Genomic DNA, 23,886 nt, shown 5'->3' with positions numbered 1-23,886 from the left:
CGTCTAGGTTGGTTGCTGCATCAATAATCACCGACTTTTTACTCTCCAGTGCCAGTTGTTGTTTGGCGCTGGCAATAAAGGTTTTATTGGTGAGTAGTCGAATTGCGCTTTTAACACTGCCAAGTTGGATGTCTTTGGCTGCAAAAATATTCATCGCACCAAGTTGCGCAAGCCAGTGGATATAAGGCTGCTTTTTATCCCCATGTAACACCAAGTACTGGTTGCCTGCTAGGGTTTGCAACACAATATGCGGGGTATTTGGGGTGTCATCAAACATCAATAGGTTTTGGCCGCGAGAGCACAATACGTTTTGGGTGTTATTGGCGCTAGTAACAACGGATGGTTGGGTGTCGTTAAGGGCAAACCCTAACAAGTAACTTTGGTCTGGGTCGTTGTTCATACAACCGATGAGCACATTACTGTCTGGCAGCAGTGGAAAGTGTAACCCTGTCGGTTGCTTTTGACCGCGACAGGCATATTGTGTGAGGCGCTTTACCGACTCGGTCACCTGACTATCAAAATGTACTTGCGTGGCATATTGCCCTTGGGTATCTAGATGAGGGTTGGCCTTTGACCCTGACAGCGAGCGCACTGTAGCGGTAAACACCATCGGTTTTGGGCTATGCTCTGGGAGCGCGATACGTATTGGCTCACCCCGTGGTACACAAACCGACTCGCTATGATACGCAACTTGCTTAGGGTCATTGGCACTGCCTTGCTTATACACCTGTTTACTGCGAATACAGGTATAATCGCCACCTTTCGCTGTGCCCAATTTACCATTTAACGAAAACGAATAACCGGCATTGGCTTCGGCTACGTTTCCTACCAGCGTGACTTCATTTTTACCTTGTTGATAGGCAAGCTCGAGATTGCCGGTACGCTCAAATTGCTCAGCGGGATTTTGTGCAGCAGGCTCAAAATAGCTGCGCTGCGCCGAGCTGACCGAGGTTGGCGGATGGGCATTCATGTGCACTTGTGAGCCACCCATTTTAAAACGATGGCGGCTTTGGCACTGCGTAAACCCAACAAAGCCGGTTTCATGTTCGTGAACCAGACCATCTTTATCCGTTACCGACAGCAAGCCTCGCTCAATATAGGGGCTTGCAAGATTCCCCTCGGCAATCACTATCGACTCAATAAAATCATGGCATTCAAACCAATAAATTAAGCCGTACTTTGCTAAGAGTCGGGTGAAAAAGGTGTAGTCGTTTTCTAGCGCTTGTACGCACTGCGGTAGCGTGGGTAAATCTTTAGTGACTCGCCATTTTATCCGGTCTTGTGAATAGCCGGCTTTTTGTATCAGCTTATTGAGGACAGACTGAACATTGGCTTGTACAAAGATTTGGCTTTTTTCTGTTTGCTTAAGTAACTCAAGGCGAGGCTTTAAAATCACCTCTGCACCACAGGTGTGCTCAGACACAAAACCAGATTGGATATCAAATAAAGTCCCAGTGAAATACGTTGATATTGCATCTGGTGACTCAATTTCAAACGTGAGCATATTGCCGACGAGTAATTCATCAGCCAGGTCAAATTGGGATTCTAGGTTCGCTTTGAGTAAAAAGCCGCTATTGATACAGGTCGTGAGTTCAAAATCGACGACATGTACAGGATGGTTAGTACCATACACCACAATCCTTGTTTGCATTTTTTATGTCCACTGTTGTTGGTTAAAGCTGTTCCACCAATACGCGGTACTACTTCCTAGTGTGCTGCGATTGGTTTTTATTTGCGCGCTATTGTTACATAAAAGGCAAGCATTTTTAACTCATTTTTTTATTCAGCATTCGAATGCTTATCGGGTGTGATGGAGGGGGGAAAGTAGCGCTGATTGTTAATTCTGATTTTATCTCCTGAAGCAGCTAAGTCGCTTACAAGCACCAAAAGAACTTATCAGCGCATTGTGTCTCCCTCATCACACCCGAAAGTAAATTGCCAATGAGTCATTTCAACGCATGGATGCGTGAAAAGCGGTGACAGGGCCAAGGATGGCCCTTACACCGCGGTGACGTTCATATTGGTAATTTACTTGAGGAGTCAGTGTGATGTTGGGAGTGCCCTTTCTTTTGCGCAACGATTCTTTGGGCATCAAAGAAAAGTAAGTCGTAGTCCATGGATGGGCGTCGAAATCCGTCAGGAGGACATATTAACCTCACCCTCCATGGCTCGTATCAAAGCGCATCCATGCGCTTCTCGTTCATTCTTTTTAAACGACGAAAAAGAACGAACCAAGAAAACGTCGCCCCAGCATCACACTTAATCCTCAAATCCTAAGCCGATATATAATACCAATTGCACTAAGTCTCCAATCAATTTGAAGGGTGAAATACCATATTAGCGTCGTTAAAAATTTCTCATTTAGAACAACTAAAGAGCAAAATTTTTGCCTAGCTACTAAAGCTATTTCTCCGCTTCAAATTGCTCATTTACCTAATACAATTGGTATCGCAACCGTCTTGTAAGGCACGTCCCTGTACCAGACAAGACTTGGCCGACATCCTGTCGGCACATTGCATATCAGCTTATGCTTTTCGGGTGTGATGGAGGGGGAATACGTTGCTTGTGAGATCGTCTACGATTTTAGCGATTAAGCTGCTTTAAAGCATTGCAAAAACTATCATCGCAGAATGCTTCCTAATTCACAGTTCAAATAGTGTTGTAGGACGCGGTTACCCGCCGAGCTGTTATGTTTTTCGGGTGATGAGGGAGTGCCCTTTCTTTTGCGCAACGATTCTTTGGGCATCAAAGAAAAGGTAGTCGTAGCCCATGGATGGACGTCGAAACCTGTCAGGAGGACATATTAGCCTTACCCTCCATGGCTCGTATCAAAGCGCATCCATGCGCTTCTCGTTCATTCTTTTTAAACGACGAAAAAGAACGAACCAAGAAAACGTCGCCCCAGCATCACACTCAATCCTCAAACCCTAAGCCGATAGTCTTGTAAGGCACGTCCCTGTGCCTGACAAGACTTGGCCGACATCCTGTCGGCACATTGCATATCGACTTATGCTTTTCGGGTGTGATGGAGGGGGAATAAGTTGTCTGTTAGCTGTCCACAAAGCTATCAGAAACATAGTTGCTTGCAAGCACCACAATAATTTATCAGCGCCTTGTGTCTCCCTCATCACACCCGAAAGTAAATTGCCAATGAGTCATTTCAACGCATGGATGCGTGAAAAGCGGTGACAGGGCCAAGGATGGCCCTTACACCGCGGTGACGTTCATATTGGTAATTTACTTGAGGAGTCAGTGTGATGTTGGGAGTGCCTTTTCTTTTGCTACCTTCTCTTTGGGCAAGCAAAGAAAAGATAGTCGTAGCCCATGGATGGGCGTCGAAACCCGTCAGGAGGACATATTAACCTCACCCTCCATGGCTCGTATCAAAGCGCATCCATGCGCTTCTCGTTCATTCTTTTTAAACGACGAAAAAGAACGAACCAAGAAAACGTCGCCCCAGCATCACACTCAATCCTCAAACCCTAAGCCGATATAGTGCAACCGTCTTGTAAGGCACGTCCCTGTGCCAGACAAGACTTGGCCGACATCCTGTCGGCACATTGCATATCGACTGATGCTTTTCGGGTGTGATGGAGGGGGAATACGTTGCTTGTGAGATCGTCTACGATTTTAGCGATTAAGCTGCTTTAAAGCATTGCAAAAGCTTATCAGCGTAGCCTCCTAGTCCACAGTACAAATAGTTTTGTGGGAGGCGGTTCACCCGCCGAGAAGTATGCTTTTCAGGTGAAGAAGAAGTGCCTTTTCTTTTGCGCAACGATTCTTTGGGCAAAAGAAAAGGTCGTCGTAGTCTATGGATGGACGTCGAAATCCGTCAGGAGGACATATCAAGCATCCCTCCTTGGCTCGTATCGACTTAAGAATTGTCGCGTAGATAACGACTAGAACTAGTAGTAAAAAGAAATAAGTCAGGCTTCAATTTGAAGTTTTAAAGCCTGACTATTTTAAGCATACGCCACTAAGCAGCAGCTTTTTTTCTAGAAAAGTTTTGTCTCGCCACTTTAGTTGTAATTGATAAGACAGCCGCTAACTCAAGACCTAACAAAATACTCTTCATTGAAGAGTAATTATAAAACACCCAATCCCAACCCCAAAACTGCTTGGCAAACTCTTGATTAACTCCTAAATAGTCTAGGTTTCGAATCAAGTTTTCTGCGAATGCTAAAAAGTCAACACCAATAAATAATAAAAATACTGTCATTAATGCCATATCAGCGTTAGTCATTAAGACCTCTTTTGTTTCTTTGCCTCTGTTAGCTAACCAGTTTCGAGAGAGCATTGGGCGGAAAGCTATTAGTAGAAATGAAGTTACATCAATAAAAAGGTGTATCATGTATATACGGTTATTTTTCCAGAGTTGTAGAGAGTCATCGCCCAGAGCAAAAAGGTTAAAATATAATATTGAAAAACCAACAATACGTGTAAAAAACAACACAAAGCATATATGGCGAATATTAACATCTGAATAGTAAACGGCACCTATAACTGCAATCGCAGCAAGCATTACAACTTGATCTAAACCAGAGTTAAAATAAAATATGCTAAATGGAATAAAAAGCAGCGCTAATAAATATTTCATACCTTAACCTAATTTTACCTAACCGTTACCTGAATCGTTATTGGCTTCCCTAGGCTTGTCACCATTTTCCGTACCACTACCACCTCCATTAACAATCTTGGCTTGAAGATTAGTCAAAACAACTTCTGTTTGTGGCTTAACGCTAGAGTCAGTATTAGCCCCTCTAGGCTCATCACCATTATAAGTGCCACTCCCTCCTCTAACGAGATTAACTAGTGCATCATCTAGTCTATCTGCGTCTTGCTGTTCTATCAGCTGGTTAATGACTATAACTTCTTTTCTAGGGCGCTCGCCGTTTTCAGAGCCGCTTCCTCCAGAAACTTGTTTTGCGTCCATATTAAGCAGCAAACCTTGGAGGGCCTTATTATCTTTTTTTGAATCAATACTTAAAAAACGAGCGATAAATTCCGACATCAAATTCTTCATCATTAATCTCTATTTTTTATATCTTCTTGCTCTTTCTCACTCTGTTTAATTTGAGTGATAAGCCCTTTGATATCAACCGAACAATAAATACATATCTCTAAAAACTGATTGATCCTTGGTTGTCCGACACCGGTTTCCCAATTTTCTATCGTCCTGAGAGACACACCAATTTTATCTGCCATTTGTTGCATGGTGACTCCCTTTCGTTTTCTAAGTGCGCGAAGGTCATCCCCTGAAATGCTATTTTTAAAGAAAAACAACGCAGTTATATCCTTAACATAATATCGTTACTATACGAATGTTAAAGAAGCAGTAAACGAGTCTTACTTTACACGCTTTGCTTCTCCGCCAACTCCGAACCCATTAACGGGAAATAGTAACAAAAAGAAACAAAAGCGCAACATTTTTGAGCTATGTTTTTCGTTAAGTAACAAAGCGTATATTATTTCGGCACACCTAGCAAATATAACAGTTGTAACAAAGATCCTTCACAAATAGCCGCGTCGGCACTTTCTACCACTTTTGGCTTACCATGGATTGCCACACCTAGCTGGGCGTTTGCCATCATCACTAAGTCATTTGCGCCATCACCAATGGCAACGGTTTGAGTCATTGGGATCGCATACTGGGTTGCAAGTTGACCTAGCACTTCCGCCTTTTTGTCGGCATCTACGATATCTCCTAGCACTTTGCCGGTGAGGTGCGCGTTTTCCACCTCTAGGGTATTGGCAAATACAGCGTCTAGCTGGAGTGGCTCTATCAATGATTCTGCAAACCATGTAAAGCCACCCGAGGCGATGGCAAGGTGCCAGTGATGCTGCTTGAGCGCCTGACACAACAGCTCTATACCGGGCATTAGCGGTAAGTTTTCTTTTAATGATTGAATTTGTGATAACGGTACGCCAGAGAGTGACGCAACGCGGCGGTGTAGACTTTCAGAAAAAGAGAGTGCCCCGGCCATTGCCTGTGCGGTGACAGAAGCCACTTCTTCATATCGATCGGCCAATCGAGCAATTTCGTCAATACATTCAATTTGAATTGCGGTGGAGTCCATATCCATCACAAGTAGCCCCGGTTCTTCTAAAGTAGGTGCTTGCGTTATAATCGCACCCTGCGCATTAATGCTTTTTGCAAAATCTCTTACTTCAGCCTTGCTCGGCAGTTGCGATGCGTTAAAACGCATACCCAATGCAACTGGGAGCTGTTCATGAGGTTGATATGCCGTAAAATAAGTTTGCTCGATAGCAAATGTTCGAAGAAATTTCGCGACTTCCAGAAGGTGTTGCAATTGTATATTTGGGCCAAAAAAGCATATTGATTGGGTCGTCAGCTCAGGTAATTGATTTACTTGTGTGAGGCTTGTGTTACTTTGGCAACTATACCAATGATCCAGCGCCATATGTTCCTGAATTGGTGTGTTTAGTTCACGATTAGCGAATTGAATGATTGACGACATAAGTTGCTCCTTGATAGCGTTAAGCCGATTTTTAACATGATTGCGCTAAGCTGTCAGCACTGGACCTTAGCAAAAGCGGGCAATATGCGATAAATATGAAAAATTTACATGTATTAGAAGTGTTAAACTCGACCAGAGGGCGTAGATTATTTCGCCTGTGCATCGCCGCGACGTGTTTAATTATGGTGACTTGGCTTGCGTTTAATACCAGTTTTGAATCTCATCGTTTGCTCCATAATGGCGCAGACCTTACCGCAAGAAGTCTCACCAAGCAGCTCGCAAAAAATGTGGCATTGCCCCTCTCTCGCAGTGATACGCCAAGGCTCAGCGCACTGGCAAATCACCTCGCTAGCGATGACTTTGTGCTTCAAGTCGCAATTTATGATTATCAAGGACGCTTTGTTGTTGGTAACGACGGTAATTCCTCACCCATGGATTATCAGCAGCTACCTCAAACCTTACCTGGGCTCAGTAAAACCAAAAGCATTATTTCTGAACCAGTATATACGCCGATGGGACAGCCTCTTGGGTTCGTCAATATGGTCTATCTGACGGAAGCTGCTATGTCACAAAGCCACTCTCATTTCCACGAACTTGGACGAGTCGTTTTACTGATGCTGGTGATTACAATGGTATTCACATGGCAAATAGGTCGAGCATTAAAACGCTGGGAAGTAAAACGCAAAATTCGCAAGAAAGTAAAAATGCTACCAGCGCCTGAAAAACAGGCAGAAGAATTAGAGCAGGGGTAAAGCTGTTAGCACTGTAATAAAGTTGATAACATAATAGTTAACCTAAAATAAAATCGAACAACAAAGGATATGAATAGTAAACTTTTTATTACCCCAAAACCCAATCCAAACGCTGAGTTGCGGTTATTTTGCTTTCCTTATGCTGGCGGTTCACCAGCTATATTTACGCCTTGGATCGATAAAACAAGTGAATTTGTTGAGCTCGTTTTTGTGCAGCTTCCAGGGAGAGGGGCTCGACTGGTAGAGCCAGCAATAGACAACATGCCGGATATTATCTCTGAACTCATGGTACACAAAGACTATATGACCAGTAAGCCTTTCGCGTTTTTTGGACATAGTCTTGGTAGTCGCATTTCATATGAGCTTGCTTTTCAATTGTTAGACGCAGGCTTGCCTACTCCACGTAAAATATTTGCTTCTGCGAGTCGTGCACCACATTGCACCTCAACTAAGTCTCATTTACATGGCTTACCACACGATGAATTTATTGCTGAGCTTCGTGACTTAAATGGTACGCCAAAAGAAGTTCTTGAAAATAAAGAGCTTATGGAGCTATTACTCCCGTTGCTCCGAGCTGACTTTAAAATAGCAGATACCTATGTAGCAGAACAGTGTGCATTACCCATCCCCATCCATGTTTTCCATGGCGTTGATGATGAGATCTTGAATGAACATGTTATTGCGTGGCAAGAGCTAACGACACAGCCATACCAGATTACCGAATTTGCCGGTGGGCACTTTTTTATTCACCAATACGCTGATGAGATGATCTCCATTATTAATCAACAATTGGCTTAAGTAGTGTTGGTATTATGCCGGAAAAGCATAAAGATCGCCGGGTGAACCGGCTCCTACACCTGCTTTTCTATTGTTGGTAAGTATGATTTTATATCGCGGTAACTGCGTAAAGATCGCAGGGTGAACCGGCTCCTACACCTGTTTTTCTATTGCTGGTAAGTATGGTTTTATATCGCGGTAACTGCGTAAAGATCGCCGGGTGAACCGACTCCTACACTTGTTTTTCTATTGCTGGTAGGTATGGTTTTATATCGTAGTAAAAGCATCAAGATCGCCGGGTGAACCGGCTCCTACACGGGTTATCTATTGCTGATAGGTATGGTTTTATATCGTGGTAAAAGCGTAAAGATCGCCGGGTGAACCGGCTCCTACACGGGTTATCTATTGCTGATAGGTATGGTTTTATATCGCGGTAAAAGCATCAAGATCGCCGGGTGAACTGGCTCCTACACCTACTTTTCTATTGCTGGTAGGTATGGTTTTATATCGCGGTAAAAGCATCAAGATCGCTGGGTGAACCGGCTCCTACATGGGTTATTTATTTCTGGTAAGTATAGTTTTATATCCCATTTGTAATATTGACGCGTAGGTCGAGATTTATCTCGACATCATCAATTTAACCTAAGCCAAACAACTGCGTGGTATTTCGATAAAGCGCTGCGGCAAGCTCGCTCGGTGTTTCGCTTCGATATTCACAAAGTCTGTCAAATACTTGGACGACTCGCTTAGGGGAATTCGGCTTCCCCTGATAACCATGTAACGGCATCGACGGCGCATCAGTTTCCAACACTAGGCTTTCAAGCGGCAGCTGTGATATTGCCTGCGCTGTTTTTTCGCCTCTTGGATAGGTGATTGTGCCACCTACTCCGAGTTTAAAACCCTGAGCAATATAATATTCAGCCTGCTGTTTTGAACCTGAAAAAGCATGGATCACCCCGCCATACTCTGGTTTAACACGTTTAAACGCGGCGGCAATTAGGTGATGGCTTTTACGGTGATGGACGATTAGCGGAAGCTTTACCTGATTACTCAGTGCGATATGCGCTTCAAACAGTGCAATTTGCCGCTCAAGCGCATCGCAGGTTGTATCGATGCCACACTCTCCTATCGCACACAGTTGGGTACGATTGTGCATTACATGCTCGACCAACGCAGCCATATCGTCGTCGCAATGTTCGCCAATAAAATAAGGGTGTAACCCCGCGGCGATTTCACATTCTGGATGATGTGCTTGAAACTCAACAAGCTCAAGAGACTGCTTAAGGGTAACGCCAGGCACCACAAAGCGCTCAACACCAGCGCCGTGGGCAGTTTTGATATGCATAGCTAAGTCATCTGCCAACTCGTCAAAATCGAGATGACAGTGACTATCTATAAAGGCGAATTTATGGGTTGAGCCGCTCAATTTCCCAACTGCCATCGGCTTGCTTCACATACATAAAGCGATCATGAAGGCGGTGCTCTCCACCTTGCCAAAACTCAACTTTAGTGGGCTCAACACAATAACCACCCCAAAAATCAGGTAGTGGGATTTCGCCTTTAGCGAACTTGTCTTTCATGCTACTAAAGGTTTGCATCAACGCTTGACGAGATGACACTGGGCGCGATTGCTGAGATGCCCACGCTGCAAGCTGACTTTCTTTTGGTCTTGATAAGAAGTACTTGGCAACGCGACTAGTTGGTAATGGAACAGCTTCACCGTACACGATAACCTGACGCTCAATTTCATGCCACGGGAAGTGTAAGCATATCTTGTTGTTTTGCTTTAATTCTTGCGCTTTGCGTGAACCGGTATTGGTAAAGAAGACAAACCCGTGCTCGTCTACATGCTTGAGTAAAACAATGCGTTGAGACGGCTGACCGTGCTCATCAACCGTAGCGACGACCATCGCTGTTGGGTCGGTAAACTTGGCATCAATCGCCTGCTGTAGCCAGGTTTCAAACTGCTCAACGGGTGTGTCTTTTAGCATTTCACGACGTAAACCGTCTTTGGTATATTCTCTGCGAATGTCTTCAAGTTTCATCACAATATCCTTAACAAAAAAAGCCGCTATAAAGCGGCTTCTAGTATACCTTAATGCAAGTTAAAACTAACTTACATTTGCTCCATCACTTCGATACCAAGCAAATCTAGGCCGGTTTTCAGTGAGTTAGCAACCAGATTACATAGCACTAGACGACTTTCACGGACGTCTGCAGCTACATCATCTTTCAAAATTGGGCACGCTTCATAGAATGTCATATACAAGCTCGCGAGCTCATATAAATAACTACATAATACGTGTGGCGTTGCTTCGCTGATCATCAGATCAAGCACTTCTTCCAGTTGCAGCAGTTTAAGCGCAAGTGCCTTTTCCTGTGGTGCTTGAATTTGAATACGACCAGTTAGGCTAGCGCTATCCATGTTTGCCTTGCGGAAAATACTACGAACACGGGTATAGGCGTACTGCAAATATGGCGCTGTCGCCCCTTCAAAGCTCAGCATCGTATCCCAGTTAAAGATATAATCGCTGGTTCTGTGCTTTGACAGATCGGCGTACTTCACTGCACCAATACCCACTTTACGCGCGATTTCTTGGCGAGCTTCATCAGATAGGTCAGAAGCTCTGTCAGCAAGTTTTTCTGTCGCACGGCTCACTGCTTCGTCAAGTAAGTCTGATAGCTTCACCGTGCCGCCAGTTCGAGTTTTAAACGGTTTGCCGTCGTTACCCATCATTGTACCGAACAGGCTCGGCTCGTAGCTGGTTTTGTCTTTTAAAAGACCCGCTTTACGTGCTGTGATCTCAACTTGGTTGAAGTGTAAGCCCTGACGCGCATCAACAAAAATTAGAATACGGTCAACATCTAGCTCATTTGAGCGGTAATCACAGGCGGCTAAATCCGTCGTTGAATATAAGAAACCACCACCTGATTTTTGCACGATAAATACGGAAGGTTCACCGTCTTTATTTGCCAATTCGTCAAGGAATACGACTTGAGCGCCCTGATCTTCAACCGCAATGCCTTTCTCTTTTAATAGCTCAATTACACCGGCAAGACGGTCGTTGTAGGCACTTTCTGCCATGATATTATCACGCGTAAGCGTCACGTTTAGCTTGCCGTATACTTCTTCAGAATGTTTAACTGAGGTGTCGATAAACATTTGCCATAGCTTCTTACAATGCGCATCACCGCTTTGAAGTTTGACTACGTAATCACGGGCTTTATCGGCAAAACCGGCTTCGTCATCAAAGCGCTTTTTCGCATCACGATAAAAGCTTTCAAGATCCGCAAGTGCGACATTTTCAAGGTCAACACCTTGGTTTAGCAAATCTTCAAGGTGTGCTATCAACATACCAAACTGGGTACCCCAGTCGCCCATGTGGTTTTGGCGAATAACAGTGTCACCACGGAACTCAAGGGCACGCACAACGGCATCACCAATAATAGTTGAGCGCAGGTGACCTACGTGCATCTCTTTAGCAAGGTTTGGCGAAGAAAAATCGACCACAACTTTGTGAGGCGTAGCATGTTCAGCAACACCTAGCTTGGCATCAGTATTTGCCGCCTCTAGGCTTGTGGCTAAAAACTCAGGCTTGAGGTGAATATTAATAAAACCTGGGCCTGCGATTTCTGTTTTTTCTGCAAGATCAGCAACGTCTAGGTTGTCGATGATCTTCTGCGCCAGCTCTCTTGGGTTAGTTTTTAGTGCTTTAGCAGCCCCCATCGCACCGTTAATTTGGTAATCACCAAACTGAGGACGCGTGCTTTGTGTTACCGCTGGGTTTGTACCTTCAGGGATACCAGCCGCTTGCATCGCTGCATTGGCTTTTTCAATTAAAATACTTTTGATGTTCATCTGTTTTCCTTTAATGCGCAGCGATTAGTGTTCACGAGTTTCATGGAACTTCACGTCAGGGTAACGCTCCATAGATAGATTCAGGTTTACGCGGCTTGGTGCGATGTAAGTTAGGTTATCACCACCATCCAACGCCAAGTTTTGCTCACACTTGCGGCGGAACTCAGCCATTTTCTTCTCGTCATCACAGCTTACCCAGCGCGCAGTTTGAACCGTTACGCTCTCGTAAATCGCATCTACGTTGTATTCAGACTTTAAACGTGCCACAACCACATCAAACTGCAGCACCCCAACCGCACCTACAATCAGGTCGTTATTGATAAGTGGTCTAAATACCTGTACCGCACCTTCTTCAGAAAGCTGTACCAACCCTTTAAGTAGCTGCTTTTGCTTAAGTGGATCTCTTAGACGAATGCGACGGAATAGCTCAGGCGCAAAGTTAGGAATACCACTAAATTTAAGCGTTTCACCTTGTGTGAAGGTATCACCTATTTGAATCGTACCGTGGTTATGTAGACCGATAATATCACCCGCGAACGCTTCTTGAGCACGCTCACGGTCACCCGCCATAAAGGTTACCGCATCCGCAATGCTGACTTGTTTACCAAGACGCACGTGGTTCATCTTCATGCCTTGGCTATATTTACCAGATACAATACGCATAAAGGCGATACGGTCGCGGTGTTTTGGATCCATGTTTGCTTGAATTTTAAACACGAAACCAGAGAACTTTTCTTCGTCGGCTTTTACTTCACGCTCATCAGTTTGACGCGGCAGTGGCGTTGGTGCCCACTCAGTTAACCCGTCAAGCATGTGGTCAACACCGAAGTTACCAAGTGCCGTACCAAAGAATACAGGGGTTAATTCGCCAGTTAGAAATAATTCACGGTCAAACTCGTGCGAGGCACCCATTACTAACTCAAGCTCTTCACGAAGTTGTTCCGCAAGACTTTCGCCCACAGCGGCGTCAAGCTCGCTGTTATCTAGCCCTTTGATCACGCGTTTGTCTTGGATCGTATGGCCTTGACCTGTTTGGTACAAAATCGTTTCATCACGATGAATGTGATAAACACCTTTAAATTCTTTACCACAGCCAATTGGCCAAGTAACCGGCGCACACATGATGTTCAGTTCGGTTTCTACTTCATCAAGTAACTCCATTGGGTCACGAATATCACGGTCCAATTTGTTCATAAAGGTAACGATTGGCGTGTCACGTAAACGCGTTACTTCCATCAGTTTGCGGGTACGGTCTTCTACACCTTTTGCCGCATCGATTACCATCAAGCACGAGTCAACAGCGGTGAGCGTACGATAAGTATCTTCAGAGAAGTCTTCGTGTCCCGGAGTATCTAGTAAGTTAACCAAGGCATCATTGTATGGAAACTGCATCACAGAAGTGGTTACCGAGATACCACGTTCTTTTTCCATTTCCATCCAGTCAGATTTGGCGTGTTGGTTCGAGCCACGGCCTTTAACCGTACCGGCTTTTTGTAACGCCTTTCCGAATAAAAGTACTTTTTCGGTGATGGTGGTTTTACCCGCATCCGGGTGTGAAATGATCGCGAAAGTACGTCTGCGCGACACTTCCTGCGGAATACTCATATTTGACATTGAAATTCTACTTATGGCATTGGCAACCGAACCAAAACTCGGCCACGCTAAATTCGAACAAAGATTGCTATATTCTCTCCGATCTTGGCCATTTTAACAACTTGATGACGGTAATTTTCGCAGCTAAATAGCAGATGTTATTTAGCCATTGCGGTAGTTGATAAAAGGTGGTCTGTGATGGCTAGTTTATTAGTCCAGCTTTTTACATAAAATCGCCATTGTTCACAAAAGGCATGCCTTGTCTGCAACTATGTCGCCTATATGCTTTAGCTCATATTAAGCATTCAGCTCAGTTTTTGCTGATACATGTGTTTATCTGCCCGAGAAAATAAACTAGCCATGCTTTCAAACTTATTTTCACACTTGGCAAATCCCGCTGAAAATCCACACTTGGGGAGCTTTTTCTCTTTTAACGCTTGATAGAAATTAGCCTCGCTTTGAAAAATAAAGTCGTTGACGGCTTTTTCATTATCTCGCTGCACAATAGCCAGAAACTCATCACCACCATAGCGCCCGATAATATCATCTTCGCTGCTTGCGGCCTTCAACGCTTCGGCCAAACTTTGTAACACCTGATCACCAACTTCATGACCATAGCTGTCATTTATTGGTTTAAAACCATCTAAATCAAGAAAGACACAGTAAAGCGCACCACCCAGTTTTAAGGCAATATCACGCTTATGTTCACCGAGTATTTCAGTCGCACGACGATTTAATACTTCAGTTAACGGGTCTTGCATCGCTATCGCTTTGATTTTGCTATAGCGCTCAATCATCACCAAATCGTCTTCTAGCATATCGCGCAAATGCTCTATAAATTCAACCAACGGAGCGCCGTAATTCGTGGGTTTAAAGTCCATCACACACAAAGTGCCAAACGACTTTCCATTGGGCCAATGGATAGGTACACCCAAATAAGACTCAAAGCCATCATTGGCAACCTCAGGGTTATCGTCCCATTGATAATTTACACTGGCGTGCTGCTCATATAGGTTACGGTTATTAGCGACAACATGCTTACAAAAGATATTGGTTTCTTGCGGTATAAAACCACCAGCAGGATACGGATTTTCTTCTTGGTCACTTGCAATCATCACTGCAAAACCGTCTTCTTTTTTTTGCACCACAAACGCAGCAGGCGCCGAAAAAATCTTCGCCATCAAATCGACTGTTTTTTGCCACTTTAATAACGTTTGTTGTGAGGCTTCTGGTTTAAGCAAGTCTGCGTACGGCACGGTAATACCATTTAATTCAATTACATTTATCTAAACAGTATAGCGGACAGCTGAAGAGTGGATGAATTATTGTTTAAAAGGAAAACGGTGTGGGCAACACGCTGACTGGTGCGTCAGCGTGTATTGGGAGGTTACGGCTTTAATGCTACTTTTCTATCGTTGTAATAGGCAATCAAATCATCAACGGTTTGCTGACAATACTCGCGGATCCCAGAAACTAACATGTGCTTTTCACCATAACCGACTTTAGTGCCGTTCGACAGCAAGTTAAAACGCAGGTTGATTTTGCCACGTTTGCCTTCATAGCTAAACTCAGGTTTAGCCGCTTCCAATGTTACTTCCGTTACCGAGATATCATCCATATGAATAGACATAGATTCGTATATCACCATTGGCCTTGCTGGGTTTATCATTACCTCTTGCTCACCCATCAATGGGATGATCACATGAGGAAAGGTGGTGCCTGAAAATTCAACGTAATTTCTCGTCAAACTATTGATGAGCGTTGGGCAAGTGCTGGTTTCGCCAGTGCGCGATACAGACAACATCACTTTATCATTTGCGGTAATATCAAATTGTGCTGCACCTTCAGGCAACGTGAGCGTTGTTGTTTCATCAACCATGCCCACAAAGCTAAACTCCATATTCTCGCTTAAGCCATAGTGCTTTAACACTAAGGAGAAAAGTAGATCACCCGGTACACAAAACTTCTTTGCATCGATGTCGTGCAATGGGTTGTAGTCGTCCGCGACTCCTTTTGCAAATAAACTCCCCTGTTCTCTGGTAATGGTGATCTCATTTGCTTGTTGTTGATAATACGGCTCTAACATCGCTACTTTTCTCTAACCTCTAAGATAAAACTGCGCCATGTTACCAGAAATTTCTGAAATAGAGGTCATATCTGTTACGATAATCTGTTAACAAATATTACATTGGCCGGATTTGATGCTAATGGTTAGCGAGGTTATTGAAAACAATAGCCTCGCTAAATTCTGTTCAGAGTTGAGTTACATTAACCCTTGTAATGGCTCAGCGCCCCAAGTAAAGAGTAACAAAGCAGAAAGCGCAATAAAGATAAGGTATGCAACAACCCCCGATTTCATGACAGGCGTGCTCACAGCATTTTCTTGCTTACCAGTTACTAACGTCTTTACTAGGTTTTGACCTTTTAAGCGATACACCACAATCGCAAATATATGTAGTGCAATGGCCGCAATTAACAGCTCAATATTGGTGTGATGTATATCGCCAGCTAATTCAACTAAGTCGTAAGATACATATTGTGCAAGCGGCCCTTCCACCAAAATATCATCGGTTGTCATCAAGCCAGAAACGAGCTGAATAAGGATCAGCACAAAAAACAGCAGTACCATCAAACTTCCCGCAGGATTATGTCCTACATGGCTTTGTTTTGATTTAATGGCCGATAAAATCGCTTTAGGTGAATGAAATAACGCACTTAATTTAGCGGTTTGGCTACCAATGACACCCCAAATTAATCGCGCAGCCATCAGTGCCAACAATAAATAGCCAGTAACAAAGTGAAGATCCATCATGCCTTCTTCACCGGTAATATATAAGGTTACTAGTCCTGCTACGAGCAGCCAGTGAAACCCGCGGATAAATCCATCCCACACTTTGGTCATCGTTTATTTGCCCCATAGGTAAAAATCATTGCAATGATGACAGGTTATAAAACTCAGCACAAAGAGTTAAGGTTAAATAACCGCTTATCTTGATTTGGCACCGAGTTTTAAATGCTAATTAAGCACAATGTTCTATAGTAAACTGGTGTTTGCTTTGCTGGATTGGAGCGATAATGAAATATTTACTGCTAATGCTGCTGTTGTTTGGTGCGTGCTGCAACGCAAAAATATTGCTGATCTCGAATGAACCAGCCGATGAGCAAAGACTTTTTACCAAAAAAGCCCATAGTTTAGAGTCAGATACCAACAACTTGCTGTTAAACCAGTTTGGCCGAGATTACTTTGACTTTACCATTGTCACCCCAACCAAACTTAATCAATTGCTCGCAAGTGAAGAGCCCGTGTGCGCGGTGTCTCGCCTAAAAACCCCAAGTCGCCAGCAAGCCTTTTTGTTTACCATCCCCATCCACCTATATCCAAGCCATAGATTATATTACTTCAAACAACACACTCCGATGGATGCCAGCCTTGTGAACGCCACCGGTAAACTGAAGTCGCTTGCAAGTTTAATGGCTTATTATCCACAGGCCACCATCATCAAAGAGGTCGGCAAATCTTATGGCAATACCATTGACTCCGCATTAGCGCTACTTGAACCCAAAAATGTTGCTATTAGACCGTATAAAACCTCAGCACAAACCATTATGGAGCAGTTTAGTGCAGGTAAGGTAGACTTTATATTGGCCTACCCCGCTATTTTTCAGCAGAGCTTTCCAAAAGACAGGGCACATCTAGTGGGCTCCTTACCAATAGCAAATAACCTGCCGCATCTCGAAGGCCACATTGCTTGTAGCCATACCCAAGAAACACAAGCATTTATCGAAAAGGCCAATCAGATGATCCGTGCGCTGTATTCCACAAGTACCTACTTAACCACACACTTAAAATATCTCCCCAAGCAAGATCACGCATTGATCACCAGGCGGCTTGCGATGCTAAGCGCCAAATATCAACATACTCCTGCAAAATAATTTCAACTGCGGTTGCACAAGGGTCATACTTAGTCTAAATTAAATCGCACACGATTAAATCACAAGAGGCTAAAAATGACGACACTCTATCAGTTTGAAGCAAACACGTTACAAGGTCAGGCATATCATTTTACCGACTTACAAGGCAAAGCTGTGCTTATTGTTAACACGGCCAGTGAGTGTGGATTAACACCACAATATGAAGGACTCCAAGAGCTACACCAAAAATACGCGGATCAGGGACTTGTGATCATCGGCTTTCCCTGCAATCAGTTTGGTAAACAAGAACCCGGCGATGCAAAACAAATTCAAGAAGGCTGCTTAATCAATTATGGTGTTGATTTTCAGATGATGGAAAAGATTGAGGTTAATGGCGATAAAGCACACCCACTGTATCAATACCTAAAGTCCGCGCTTCCAGGGCTATTTGGTAATAAAATCAAATGGAACTTCACTAAGTTTTTATTTAACCAGCAGGGTGAACCCGTTAAGCGCTATGCCCCAATCACCAAGCCTGAACAAATAGCCAAAGATATTGAAAAGTTACTAAATGAGTCAATCTAACCCGCAGCTCAATCTCGATAACCAGATCTGTTTTCGGCTATATAGTGCATCAAGACAGGTTACACGACTCTATCAGCCGTTACTCAAAGAGGTTGGGCTCACGTATCCGCAATACATAGTGTTATTGATTTTATGGGAGCAAGACGGACAGCTTGTGAAAGAAATAGGCGAGCGAGCTGAACTCAATAGCAACACCCTAACACCGCTCCTTAAGCGCTTAGCAGAGCGTGGCCTCGTTACCCGTAGCAAAAACCCTGATGATGAACGGCAAACCTTCATTCACTTAACTGAAGCTGGTAAAGCTCTTGAGCAATCATGCGCTTGTATCCCAGCACAAATGATGGCAAAAGCGGGCTTAAGTATGGAGCAAATTCAACTGTTAAAGCAATCTCTTGATGTGTTGATGGCGCAAGGAAAGCGGTAAACACGATACATTTCAGACAATAAAAAAGCCGCTACATCAGCGGCTTTTGCAATACGGTCTCGCAATTATGCAATAGACGGGTACTCACGGTATGCTTTTTCAAGCTTTTTCGCTTGCTTTTTAGATACACCAATATGCTCTAGTGCCACTCTTAAACGCGCACGAGAAAGGTCTGAACCTAACACTTCCATCGCATCGACTACTGAAGTCGATGAGGTTTTGCCTGTAATAGCAACAAAGATAGGCTCTAAGAACTCTTTGATCTTTAACTCATGATGTGTTGCCACAGCCTTTGCAATAGAGAAGATCTCAGACTTGTTCCACGTACGCAGCTTTTCTAATTCCCAAATAAAGAATTGCAGTGCCTGACGAACCACTTCTTCGTCCGCTTTACCAGCCGTTAATAACGCTGGATCGTATTCAGGTAAGCCCGCGACAAAGTGACCTGCTAACCCCACCAAATCAGATAGCGTGTTGATACGTGCCTTGGCTTCAGGAAGTACGCGAGCCAACATATCACCGTTAAACTTCCAGTCGACAAAGCGCTGGATAAGTTCTGCATCGGTTAGGTTTTCGCGGATCCACAGACCGTTTAACCAGTTAAGCTTGTCAATATCAAAGATAGGTCCACCAAGTGATACGCGCTTCATATCAAAGTGTTCAATCATCTCAGCCAAAGTGAACTTTTCACGCTCATCCGGCATTGACCAACCCATACGACCTAAATAGTTAAGTAGTGCTTCTGGTAAGAAACCCATTTCTTTGTAGTAGTTAATTGAAGTTGGGTTTTTACGCTTTGACAGCTTAGATTTATCAGGGTTACGAAGTAGCGGTAAGTGACCAAGCACAGGCGCTTCCCAGCCGAAGTCTTCGTACAATTTTAGTAGTTTAGGCGCAGAGTTGATCCACTCTTCGCCACGGAAGATATGGCTAATCTCCATGTGATGATCATCTACTACGTTTGCAAGGAAGTAAGTTGGGAAGCCGTCGGCTTTCAACAAAACTTGCATGTCTACGTTTTCCCATGGGATCTCAATTTCACCACGTAGGTAATCGTTAAACTTAAACGTGCCTTCTTCTGGGATTTTCATGCGAATAACGTAAGGCTTGCCTGCTTCAAGGTTTGCCTTCACTTGTTCTTCAGATAGACGTAAGCCACGGCCGTCGTATTTAGGACGTAAGCCCTCTGCCATCTGCTCTTCACGCATTTGGTCTAGCTCTTCAGCCGTTGCAAAGCAGTAAAACGCTTTACCATCATCTACAAGCTGCTGTGCAAACTTTTTATATAAGTCAGAACGCTCTGATTGACGGTATGGACCAAACTCGCCACCCACATCCGGACCGTGATCCCAGTCAAGACCTAACCAACGTAGGCTGTCCATGATAGCTTGCTCAGATTCAATAGTACTACGTACCTGATCGGTATCTTCAATTCGTAATACAAACTCACCACCTTGCTGCTTAGCAAAGCAATAGTTGAATAAGGCAATATAAGCCGTTCCTAAATGCGGATCACCTGTTGGAGAGGGTGCGACACGAGTACGGATAGTCATCAAAATTCTCTTAAAAATGGATTAGTCGATTAATGGCGCTATGCTAGCATAGCGCCTGATTAGCGCATAGTAAGGCGCGTGAATTAAGCTGCTTTTTCCAGCTTTTCTAGATAAGCAACAATGTCATTGGATTCGTACAACCAAGTGACTTCGCCTTGCTCTTCGATTCGCAAGCATGGCACCTTCACTTTACCACCCTGCTCTAGCAACTCTTGGCGATATTGCTCATCATTTTTGGCATCACGGGTTTCGAGCTTAAGCCCTTCACGCTTGGCAGCGCGGCGCACTTTAACGCAAAATGGACATGCCTTAAATTGGTATAACTTTAAGTTTGCCGTCATAGCATCTAGCTTTTGCTGTTGTTCTGCGGCACGTTTTTTACTGCGCGGGGTAAAAATAAAATCAAAAAGTAAAATCAGACGTCCTAAAAACCATCTTACAAATTGCATAACGTTTCCCAAACCTTTTGCTACATTCGCTAAAAAATAGGTTGGGGAGTTTAGCATAATCTTTAAGCGCTATATATAAGCGGAGCTTAAAACAACTCTATTTCTGCACATGCGTATTGTGATTCAGCTAACCCTAAAGCGAGGTAGTTTGTGACTTGGTTTCTGCCATTTTCTTTTGAGTGATAAAGCGCAAGATCGGCTTTATGAACTTGCTCAGAAACTTGTAGTGTATCGACCACTTCGGTAAAACCTAGGCTGACAGAAACATGCTCTACTTGCGGAAATCGGCTAGAAGCTATTGTACTTCTCAAGCGCTCAAGTGCTACTACAGCAGAATCGTCATTGTGACTTTGAAATAGCACCGCAAACTCTTCACCGCCGTAGCGAAACACATAGTCTTCTGCTCTAAAGTTAGCTTTGATCTTTTGCGCTACCAACAGGATCACTTCATCGCCAATCACATGACCAAAATTGTCGTTTACCTGTTTAAAGTGATCGATATCTACCATCGCTAAATACCACTTGCGGTCTTCACTGTCATCACGACATACCGTAAACCCGTCCCCATTGGTTATTTCCATGACTTTTTCATCAAACGTTTGGCGATTGAGTAGCTCGGAAAGCGGATCGATACGAGCAAAGTGCAATGTTGCCATTTGATGCGCAAAAACAGTGAGTAAGTGCTTCATTAAAGTCGCAGTGGTGAGATTTACTTGGCCTTCTATATATAAAAAACCAACGAGCTGAGCTTGATGATAAAACGGGATAACACTATCGCCATGGTATTGAATGAGATGTTTGTCATCTTGACGCTGCTGTAATTTATCTACCACAGCATCTACCGGCCCCACCACAACACAAAAGTCGCGATGGCTCACAAATATAGACTTTGGAACTTCTTTTTCCGATAAACTTTTACTGAAATAGAATGCATAGCTTTCCCCACAAACATCGGAGATAACCCGCTCAAGGGCCTGCATTAGTACCAGTTCACTCTTTTGCGCCAAGAGCTCTAAAGTAAGTTCGTGACCACAGGGTGAATAGCTAATCGACATTCAAGGCCTCTCAATAAAATTGACTCTTGATAAGTGTAGAACAGCTCTCTGAATTTACAGTAATTTATAGGCTAATTTAATACTTCTTGTTGGCTATGTTGATTCAAGAGCACCAAATTATCACGGTGGATGATCTCCTCAGCACTTTCAAAGCCAAGACACTGCGCAAATTCACTACTATGACGGCCAATTACCAACCCAAGCTCTTGATTACTTAAGCTAGTTAAACCTTGTGCCTGTAGCGTGCCTTGTTGGCAAAACACTTGAACCAACTCACCACGTTTAAATTGTCCTTCAATCGACACGATGCCTTTTGCTAGTAAACTTGCTCCTTGATTACATACCGCATTGATTGCGCCACTATCACAAATTATTTTACCGGTTGATTTAGGGCCTGACAGCAACCAGCGCTTGCGCCCTCCAACCGGAGCGTCAAACTTCAAAAACGTCGTGCTTGGTGCGGTTTGGGTGAGTACTTGCGGTAAAATGTCGTATTCACTGCCTTTTGCTATCACAACATCAACACCTGCTCGTTGTGCGATGTCGGCGGCTTGCAACTTAGTCGCCATACCACCCGTTCCAAGTTGTGTGCCACTGCCACCAGCTAGTGCTCTAAGTTCGTCGTTTATATGTGTTACTTGCTCTATCAACTGCGCATCTGGATTGGCTCTGGGATCTGCGGTAAAAAGACCATGCTGATCGGTGAGTAATACCAATTTATCGGCATTTGCTAAAATTGCGACGTAGGCTGAGAGGTTGTCGTTATCGCCAACTTTGATTTCAGACGTTGCCACTGCATCGTTTTCGTTGATGATAGGCACGACATGATGCTCTAGAAGCTTAGTGAGCATATCCCTTGCAGTTAGATAACGTTCGCGGTGCTCAAGATCGGCTCGTGTCAGTAGCATTTGCGCCACAGTGACGTCGTAAATACTAAACAATGACTGCCATAAATGGATTAATTGACCTTGCCCAATCGCAGCTAACATCTGTTTTTCAGCTAGCGAATGACCAATTTGTTGCTGTAAGACACCGCGCCCAGCAGCAACAGCACCGCTGGAGACAACAATGACCTGATGACCAGCCTGACGTAACGTTACACACTGCCTTACCAGCTCAACAAGTCTGGGCTTGTTTAAGGTCTGGCTGCCTGCAGTTAAGACACTCGTGCCGAGCTTGATAACAATGGTTTGTTTATTGTTTTTGGTCATAGTATTTGTTGATTTATACAGCGATAGAGCTTCGTTATACCACGGACCTTCCCCCCTCCCAAGTAATAATACCAATTGCATTAACTCTCCAACCAATTTGAAGGGTGAAATACCATATTAGCGTCGTTAAAAATTTCTCATTTAGAACAACTAAATAGCAAAATTTTTGCCTTGCCTATATGGATATAGGTACCTTGGCGGTAGCAGGACGCGAGAGCGGAGCTACTAAAGCTATTCCTCCGCTTCAAATAGCTCATTTAATTAATACAATTGGTATAAACTCATGAATTTTATTTCTAACTCAGAGTGAATTGGTATAATCCGCCGCACTGATTTCGATCAAGGCTTTTTTGCACCGCGTGTGAGAGAGTGTTCATCATTCAATGAAAGAATAATTAGCTGAGTTCAAAATGAAAAAACACAAAAAGAACAAAGAAATTATGATGCTACCTTTACTGTTTGTAGTGATCTTAATGTGTGTGGGTGGCCATTTTATTTTGCAACCTAGCTACAAAGACAGCCACATTGTCGAGTACTCACTAGCTGCACTGCCGTTTTTAATGTTTGCCGTCGTGATTGTCGCTATCAAAATAGCCATAAAAGCAGATAACGATGAAAACAATGAGGGTGAGGGCTAGAATATCCCTCACATTGGTTATAGAGGGTGATAACCAAACCACAAAGGGGTAAGCGGTGTTGATTGGCCACTGTGGGTGAGCTTGATATTTAAGTTTTGATCAAATAAATCAATGGCAAAACAGTCATCTACATCATGTAAATCGTCTTTATGAATATGGCTAAAGCCGTTAAGCAAAAACGCTTTTGCTTTCTCTTTTGCTTCATCCGCATTCGTTGCAACGAACAGCCCAAAGTCATGCGCCTCAGCTAACCTATCTGGCTTATATCCTCCCAAGTTCACAAAGTATAAATGCTCAGCTTGCTCAACACGCTCTTCGGTAAGTTCAATGGCATAGCCATCGGCATGTTCAATGATTGTGTAGCTATCCATATGCACCGAGTTTTTATCACCAACCCATTGCTGCTTTAATTTGGGATAAGCTTCTTCAATTGTATTTGCCGCGACAAAGCGCACATCATGCATTTCAATATGGCAACCTTGAATACGGCCGCCTAGGTATACAACAAACAACTTCACTTTGACACTCCACTCCTTTAAAACCCAAGTATACTCTCAACTCAAAGACTTGGCTTTATTGAGTTAGATGATTATTCTGAA

The 23,886-nt window shown here is 43.8% G+C and carries 23 protein-coding genes; 6 read left to right on the top strand and 17 right to left on the bottom strand.

The features are described from left to right. The 5 genes from NH462_RS04805 to serB all read right to left on the bottom strand — a co-directional run. Nucleotides 1-1,651: contractile injection system protein, VgrG/Pvc8 family (locus NH462_RS04805; protein ID WP_253104463.1), on the bottom strand; the 1,651-nt coding region annotated here is incomplete at its 3' end. Nucleotides 1,652-3,976: 2,325 nt separating this feature from the next. Next, nucleotides 3,977-4,597 carry a hypothetical protein gene (locus NH462_RS04800; RefSeq protein ID WP_253104460.1) on the bottom strand — a complete coding sequence of 207 codons (621 nt, stop codon included), beginning with the start codon at nt 4,595-4,597 and terminating at the stop codon, nt 3,977-3,979. 18 nt (nt 4,598-4,615) lie between these two features. Further along, nucleotides 4,616-5,026 carry a hypothetical protein gene (locus tag NH462_RS04795; protein ID WP_253104457.1) on the bottom strand — a complete coding sequence of 137 codons (411 nt, stop codon included), beginning with the start codon at nt 5,024-5,026 and terminating at the stop codon, nt 4,616-4,618. Continuing rightward, a complete protein-coding gene (locus NH462_RS04790; RefSeq protein ID WP_119231831.1) occupies nt 5,026-5,283 on the bottom strand; it encodes a helix-turn-helix transcriptional regulator in 258 nt (85 codons plus the stop codon). Before NH462_RS04790 ends, NH462_RS04795 begins: the two co-directional genes overlap by 1 nt. 182 nt (nt 5,284-5,465) lie before the next feature. Further along, entirely contained in the window at nt 5,466-6,479 is a 1,014-nt protein-coding gene (gene serB / locus NH462_RS04785; protein ID WP_253104455.1) for a phosphoserine phosphatase SerB, read from the bottom strand. Nucleotides 6,480-6,574: 95 nt separating this feature from the next. On the opposite strand from serB, the gene NH462_RS04780 reads away from it, so the two are divergent. Both NH462_RS04780 and NH462_RS04775 read left to right on the top strand, forming a co-directional pair. Beyond that, nucleotides 6,575-7,231: an AhpA/YtjB family protein gene (locus tag NH462_RS04780; RefSeq protein ID WP_253104453.1), complete on the top strand. Its 657-nt coding sequence runs from the start codon at nt 6,575-6,577 to the stop codon at nt 7,229-7,231. A gap of 69 nt (nt 7,232-7,300) precedes the next feature. Continuing rightward, the gene (locus tag NH462_RS04775; RefSeq protein WP_010379161.1) at nt 7,301-8,029 is read left to right on the top strand and encodes a thioesterase domain-containing protein; all 729 of its coding nucleotides are present in this window, start codon (nt 7,301-7,303) and stop codon (nt 8,027-8,029) included. Nucleotides 8,030-8,645: 616 nt separating this feature from the next. Here NH462_RS04775 and NH462_RS04770 read toward each other — a convergent pair. The 7 genes from NH462_RS04770 to NH462_RS04740 form a co-directional block, all read right to left on the bottom strand. After that, on the bottom strand, nt 8,646-9,449 hold the full coding sequence (locus tag NH462_RS04770; RefSeq protein ID WP_253104449.1) for a TatD family hydrolase: 804 nt from the start codon (nt 9,447-9,449) through the stop codon (nt 8,646-8,648). Next, nucleotides 9,415-10,056 (bottom strand): pyridoxamine 5'-phosphate oxidase, encoded by a 642-nt coding sequence (pdxH, locus tag NH462_RS04765; protein ID WP_198285544.1) that lies wholly within the window; start codon nt 10,054-10,056, stop codon nt 9,415-9,417. Before pdxH ends, NH462_RS04770 begins: the two co-directional genes overlap by 35 nt. 68 nt (nt 10,057-10,124) lie before the next feature. Next, nucleotides 10,125-11,867, bottom strand: coding sequence for an arginine--tRNA ligase (gene argS / locus NH462_RS04760; RefSeq protein ID WP_253104446.1), 1,743 nt, complete (start codon nt 11,865-11,867; stop codon nt 10,125-10,127). Between the two features lie 24 nt (nt 11,868-11,891). Continuing rightward, nucleotides 11,892-13,481 carry a peptide chain release factor 3 gene (gene prfC, locus NH462_RS04755; RefSeq protein ID WP_010379169.1) on the bottom strand — a complete coding sequence of 530 codons (1,590 nt, stop codon included), beginning with the start codon at nt 13,479-13,481 and terminating at the stop codon, nt 11,892-11,894. A gap of 284 nt (nt 13,482-13,765) precedes the next feature. Beyond that, complete coding sequence (locus tag NH462_RS04750) at nt 13,766-14,716, bottom strand: sensor domain-containing diguanylate cyclase (RefSeq protein ID WP_130164747.1); 951 nt, start codon at nt 14,714-14,716, stop codon at nt 13,766-13,768. Between the two features lie 131 nt (nt 14,717-14,847). Further along, entirely contained in the window at nt 14,848-15,546 is a 699-nt protein-coding gene (locus tag NH462_RS04745; protein ID WP_010379172.1) for a DUF3581 family protein, read from the bottom strand. Nucleotides 15,547-15,723: 177 nt separating this feature from the next. After that, complete coding sequence (locus NH462_RS04740) at nt 15,724-16,362, bottom strand: cytochrome b/b6 domain-containing protein (RefSeq protein ID WP_010379174.1); 639 nt, start codon at nt 16,360-16,362, stop codon at nt 15,724-15,726. Nucleotides 16,363-16,535: 173 nt separating this feature from the next. Between NH462_RS04740 and NH462_RS04735 the strand changes: the two genes are divergently transcribed. The 3 genes from NH462_RS04735 (at nt 16,536) to NH462_RS04725 (ending at nt 18,381) form a co-directional block, all read left to right on the top strand. After that, complete coding sequence (locus NH462_RS04735; protein WP_253104443.1) at nt 16,536-17,393, top strand: transporter substrate-binding domain-containing protein; 858 nt, start codon at nt 16,536-16,538, stop codon at nt 17,391-17,393. A gap of 75 nt (nt 17,394-17,468) precedes the next feature. Next, nucleotides 17,469-17,957, top strand: a complete 489-nt coding sequence (locus NH462_RS04730) for a glutathione peroxidase (RefSeq protein WP_010379179.1) — start codon at nt 17,469-17,471, stop codon at nt 17,955-17,957. Beyond that, nucleotides 17,944-18,381 carry a MarR family transcriptional regulator gene (locus tag NH462_RS04725; RefSeq protein WP_045962108.1) on the top strand — a complete coding sequence of 146 codons (438 nt, stop codon included), beginning with the start codon at nt 17,944-17,946 and terminating at the stop codon, nt 18,379-18,381. The genes NH462_RS04730 and NH462_RS04725 overlap by 14 nt, the downstream gene beginning before the upstream one ends. A gap of 65 nt (nt 18,382-18,446) precedes the next feature. On the opposite strand, the gene gltX is transcribed toward NH462_RS04725, so the two are convergent. The 4 genes from gltX to proB all read right to left on the bottom strand — a co-directional run bounded on the left by gltX (nt 18,447) and on the right by proB (nt 22,649). Further along, a complete protein-coding gene (gene gltX, locus NH462_RS04720) occupies nt 18,447-19,934 on the bottom strand; it encodes a glutamate--tRNA ligase (RefSeq protein ID WP_010379184.1) in 1,488 nt (495 codons plus the stop codon). Between the two features lie 83 nt (nt 19,935-20,017). Next, complete coding sequence (locus NH462_RS04715) at nt 20,018-20,383, bottom strand: glutaredoxin (protein WP_026000901.1); 366 nt, start codon at nt 20,381-20,383, stop codon at nt 20,018-20,020. Between the two features lie 86 nt (nt 20,384-20,469). Further along, a complete protein-coding gene (locus tag NH462_RS04710; RefSeq protein WP_010379189.1) occupies nt 20,470-21,438 on the bottom strand; it encodes a GGDEF domain-containing protein in 969 nt (322 codons plus the stop codon). Nucleotides 21,439-21,509: 71 nt separating this feature from the next. After that, nucleotides 21,510-22,649 (bottom strand): glutamate 5-kinase, encoded by a 1,140-nt coding sequence (gene proB, locus NH462_RS04705; protein ID WP_099031975.1) that lies wholly within the window; start codon nt 22,647-22,649, stop codon nt 21,510-21,512. Nucleotides 22,650-23,059: 410 nt separating this feature from the next. Here proB and NH462_RS04700 point away from each other — a divergent pair, with 410 nt between their 5' ends. Then, entirely contained in the window at nt 23,060-23,287 is a 228-nt protein-coding gene (locus tag NH462_RS04700) for a hypothetical protein (protein WP_010379194.1), read from the top strand. 17 nt (nt 23,288-23,304) lie between these two features. Here NH462_RS04700 and NH462_RS04695 read toward each other — a convergent pair whose 3' ends face one another. Next, a complete protein-coding gene (locus tag NH462_RS04695; protein WP_045989143.1) occupies nt 23,305-23,805 on the bottom strand; it encodes a DUF1543 domain-containing protein in 501 nt (166 codons plus the stop codon). Nucleotides 23,806-23,886 lie beyond the last annotated feature (81 nt).

The sequence above is a fragment of the Pseudoalteromonas sp. OANN1 genome (assembly GCF_024124685.1).
GTDB classification, from domain to species: Bacteria; Pseudomonadota; Gammaproteobacteria; order Enterobacterales; family Alteromonadaceae; genus Pseudoalteromonas; species Pseudoalteromonas piscicida.
This window is presented reverse-complemented; position numbering and strand designations above follow the sequence as displayed.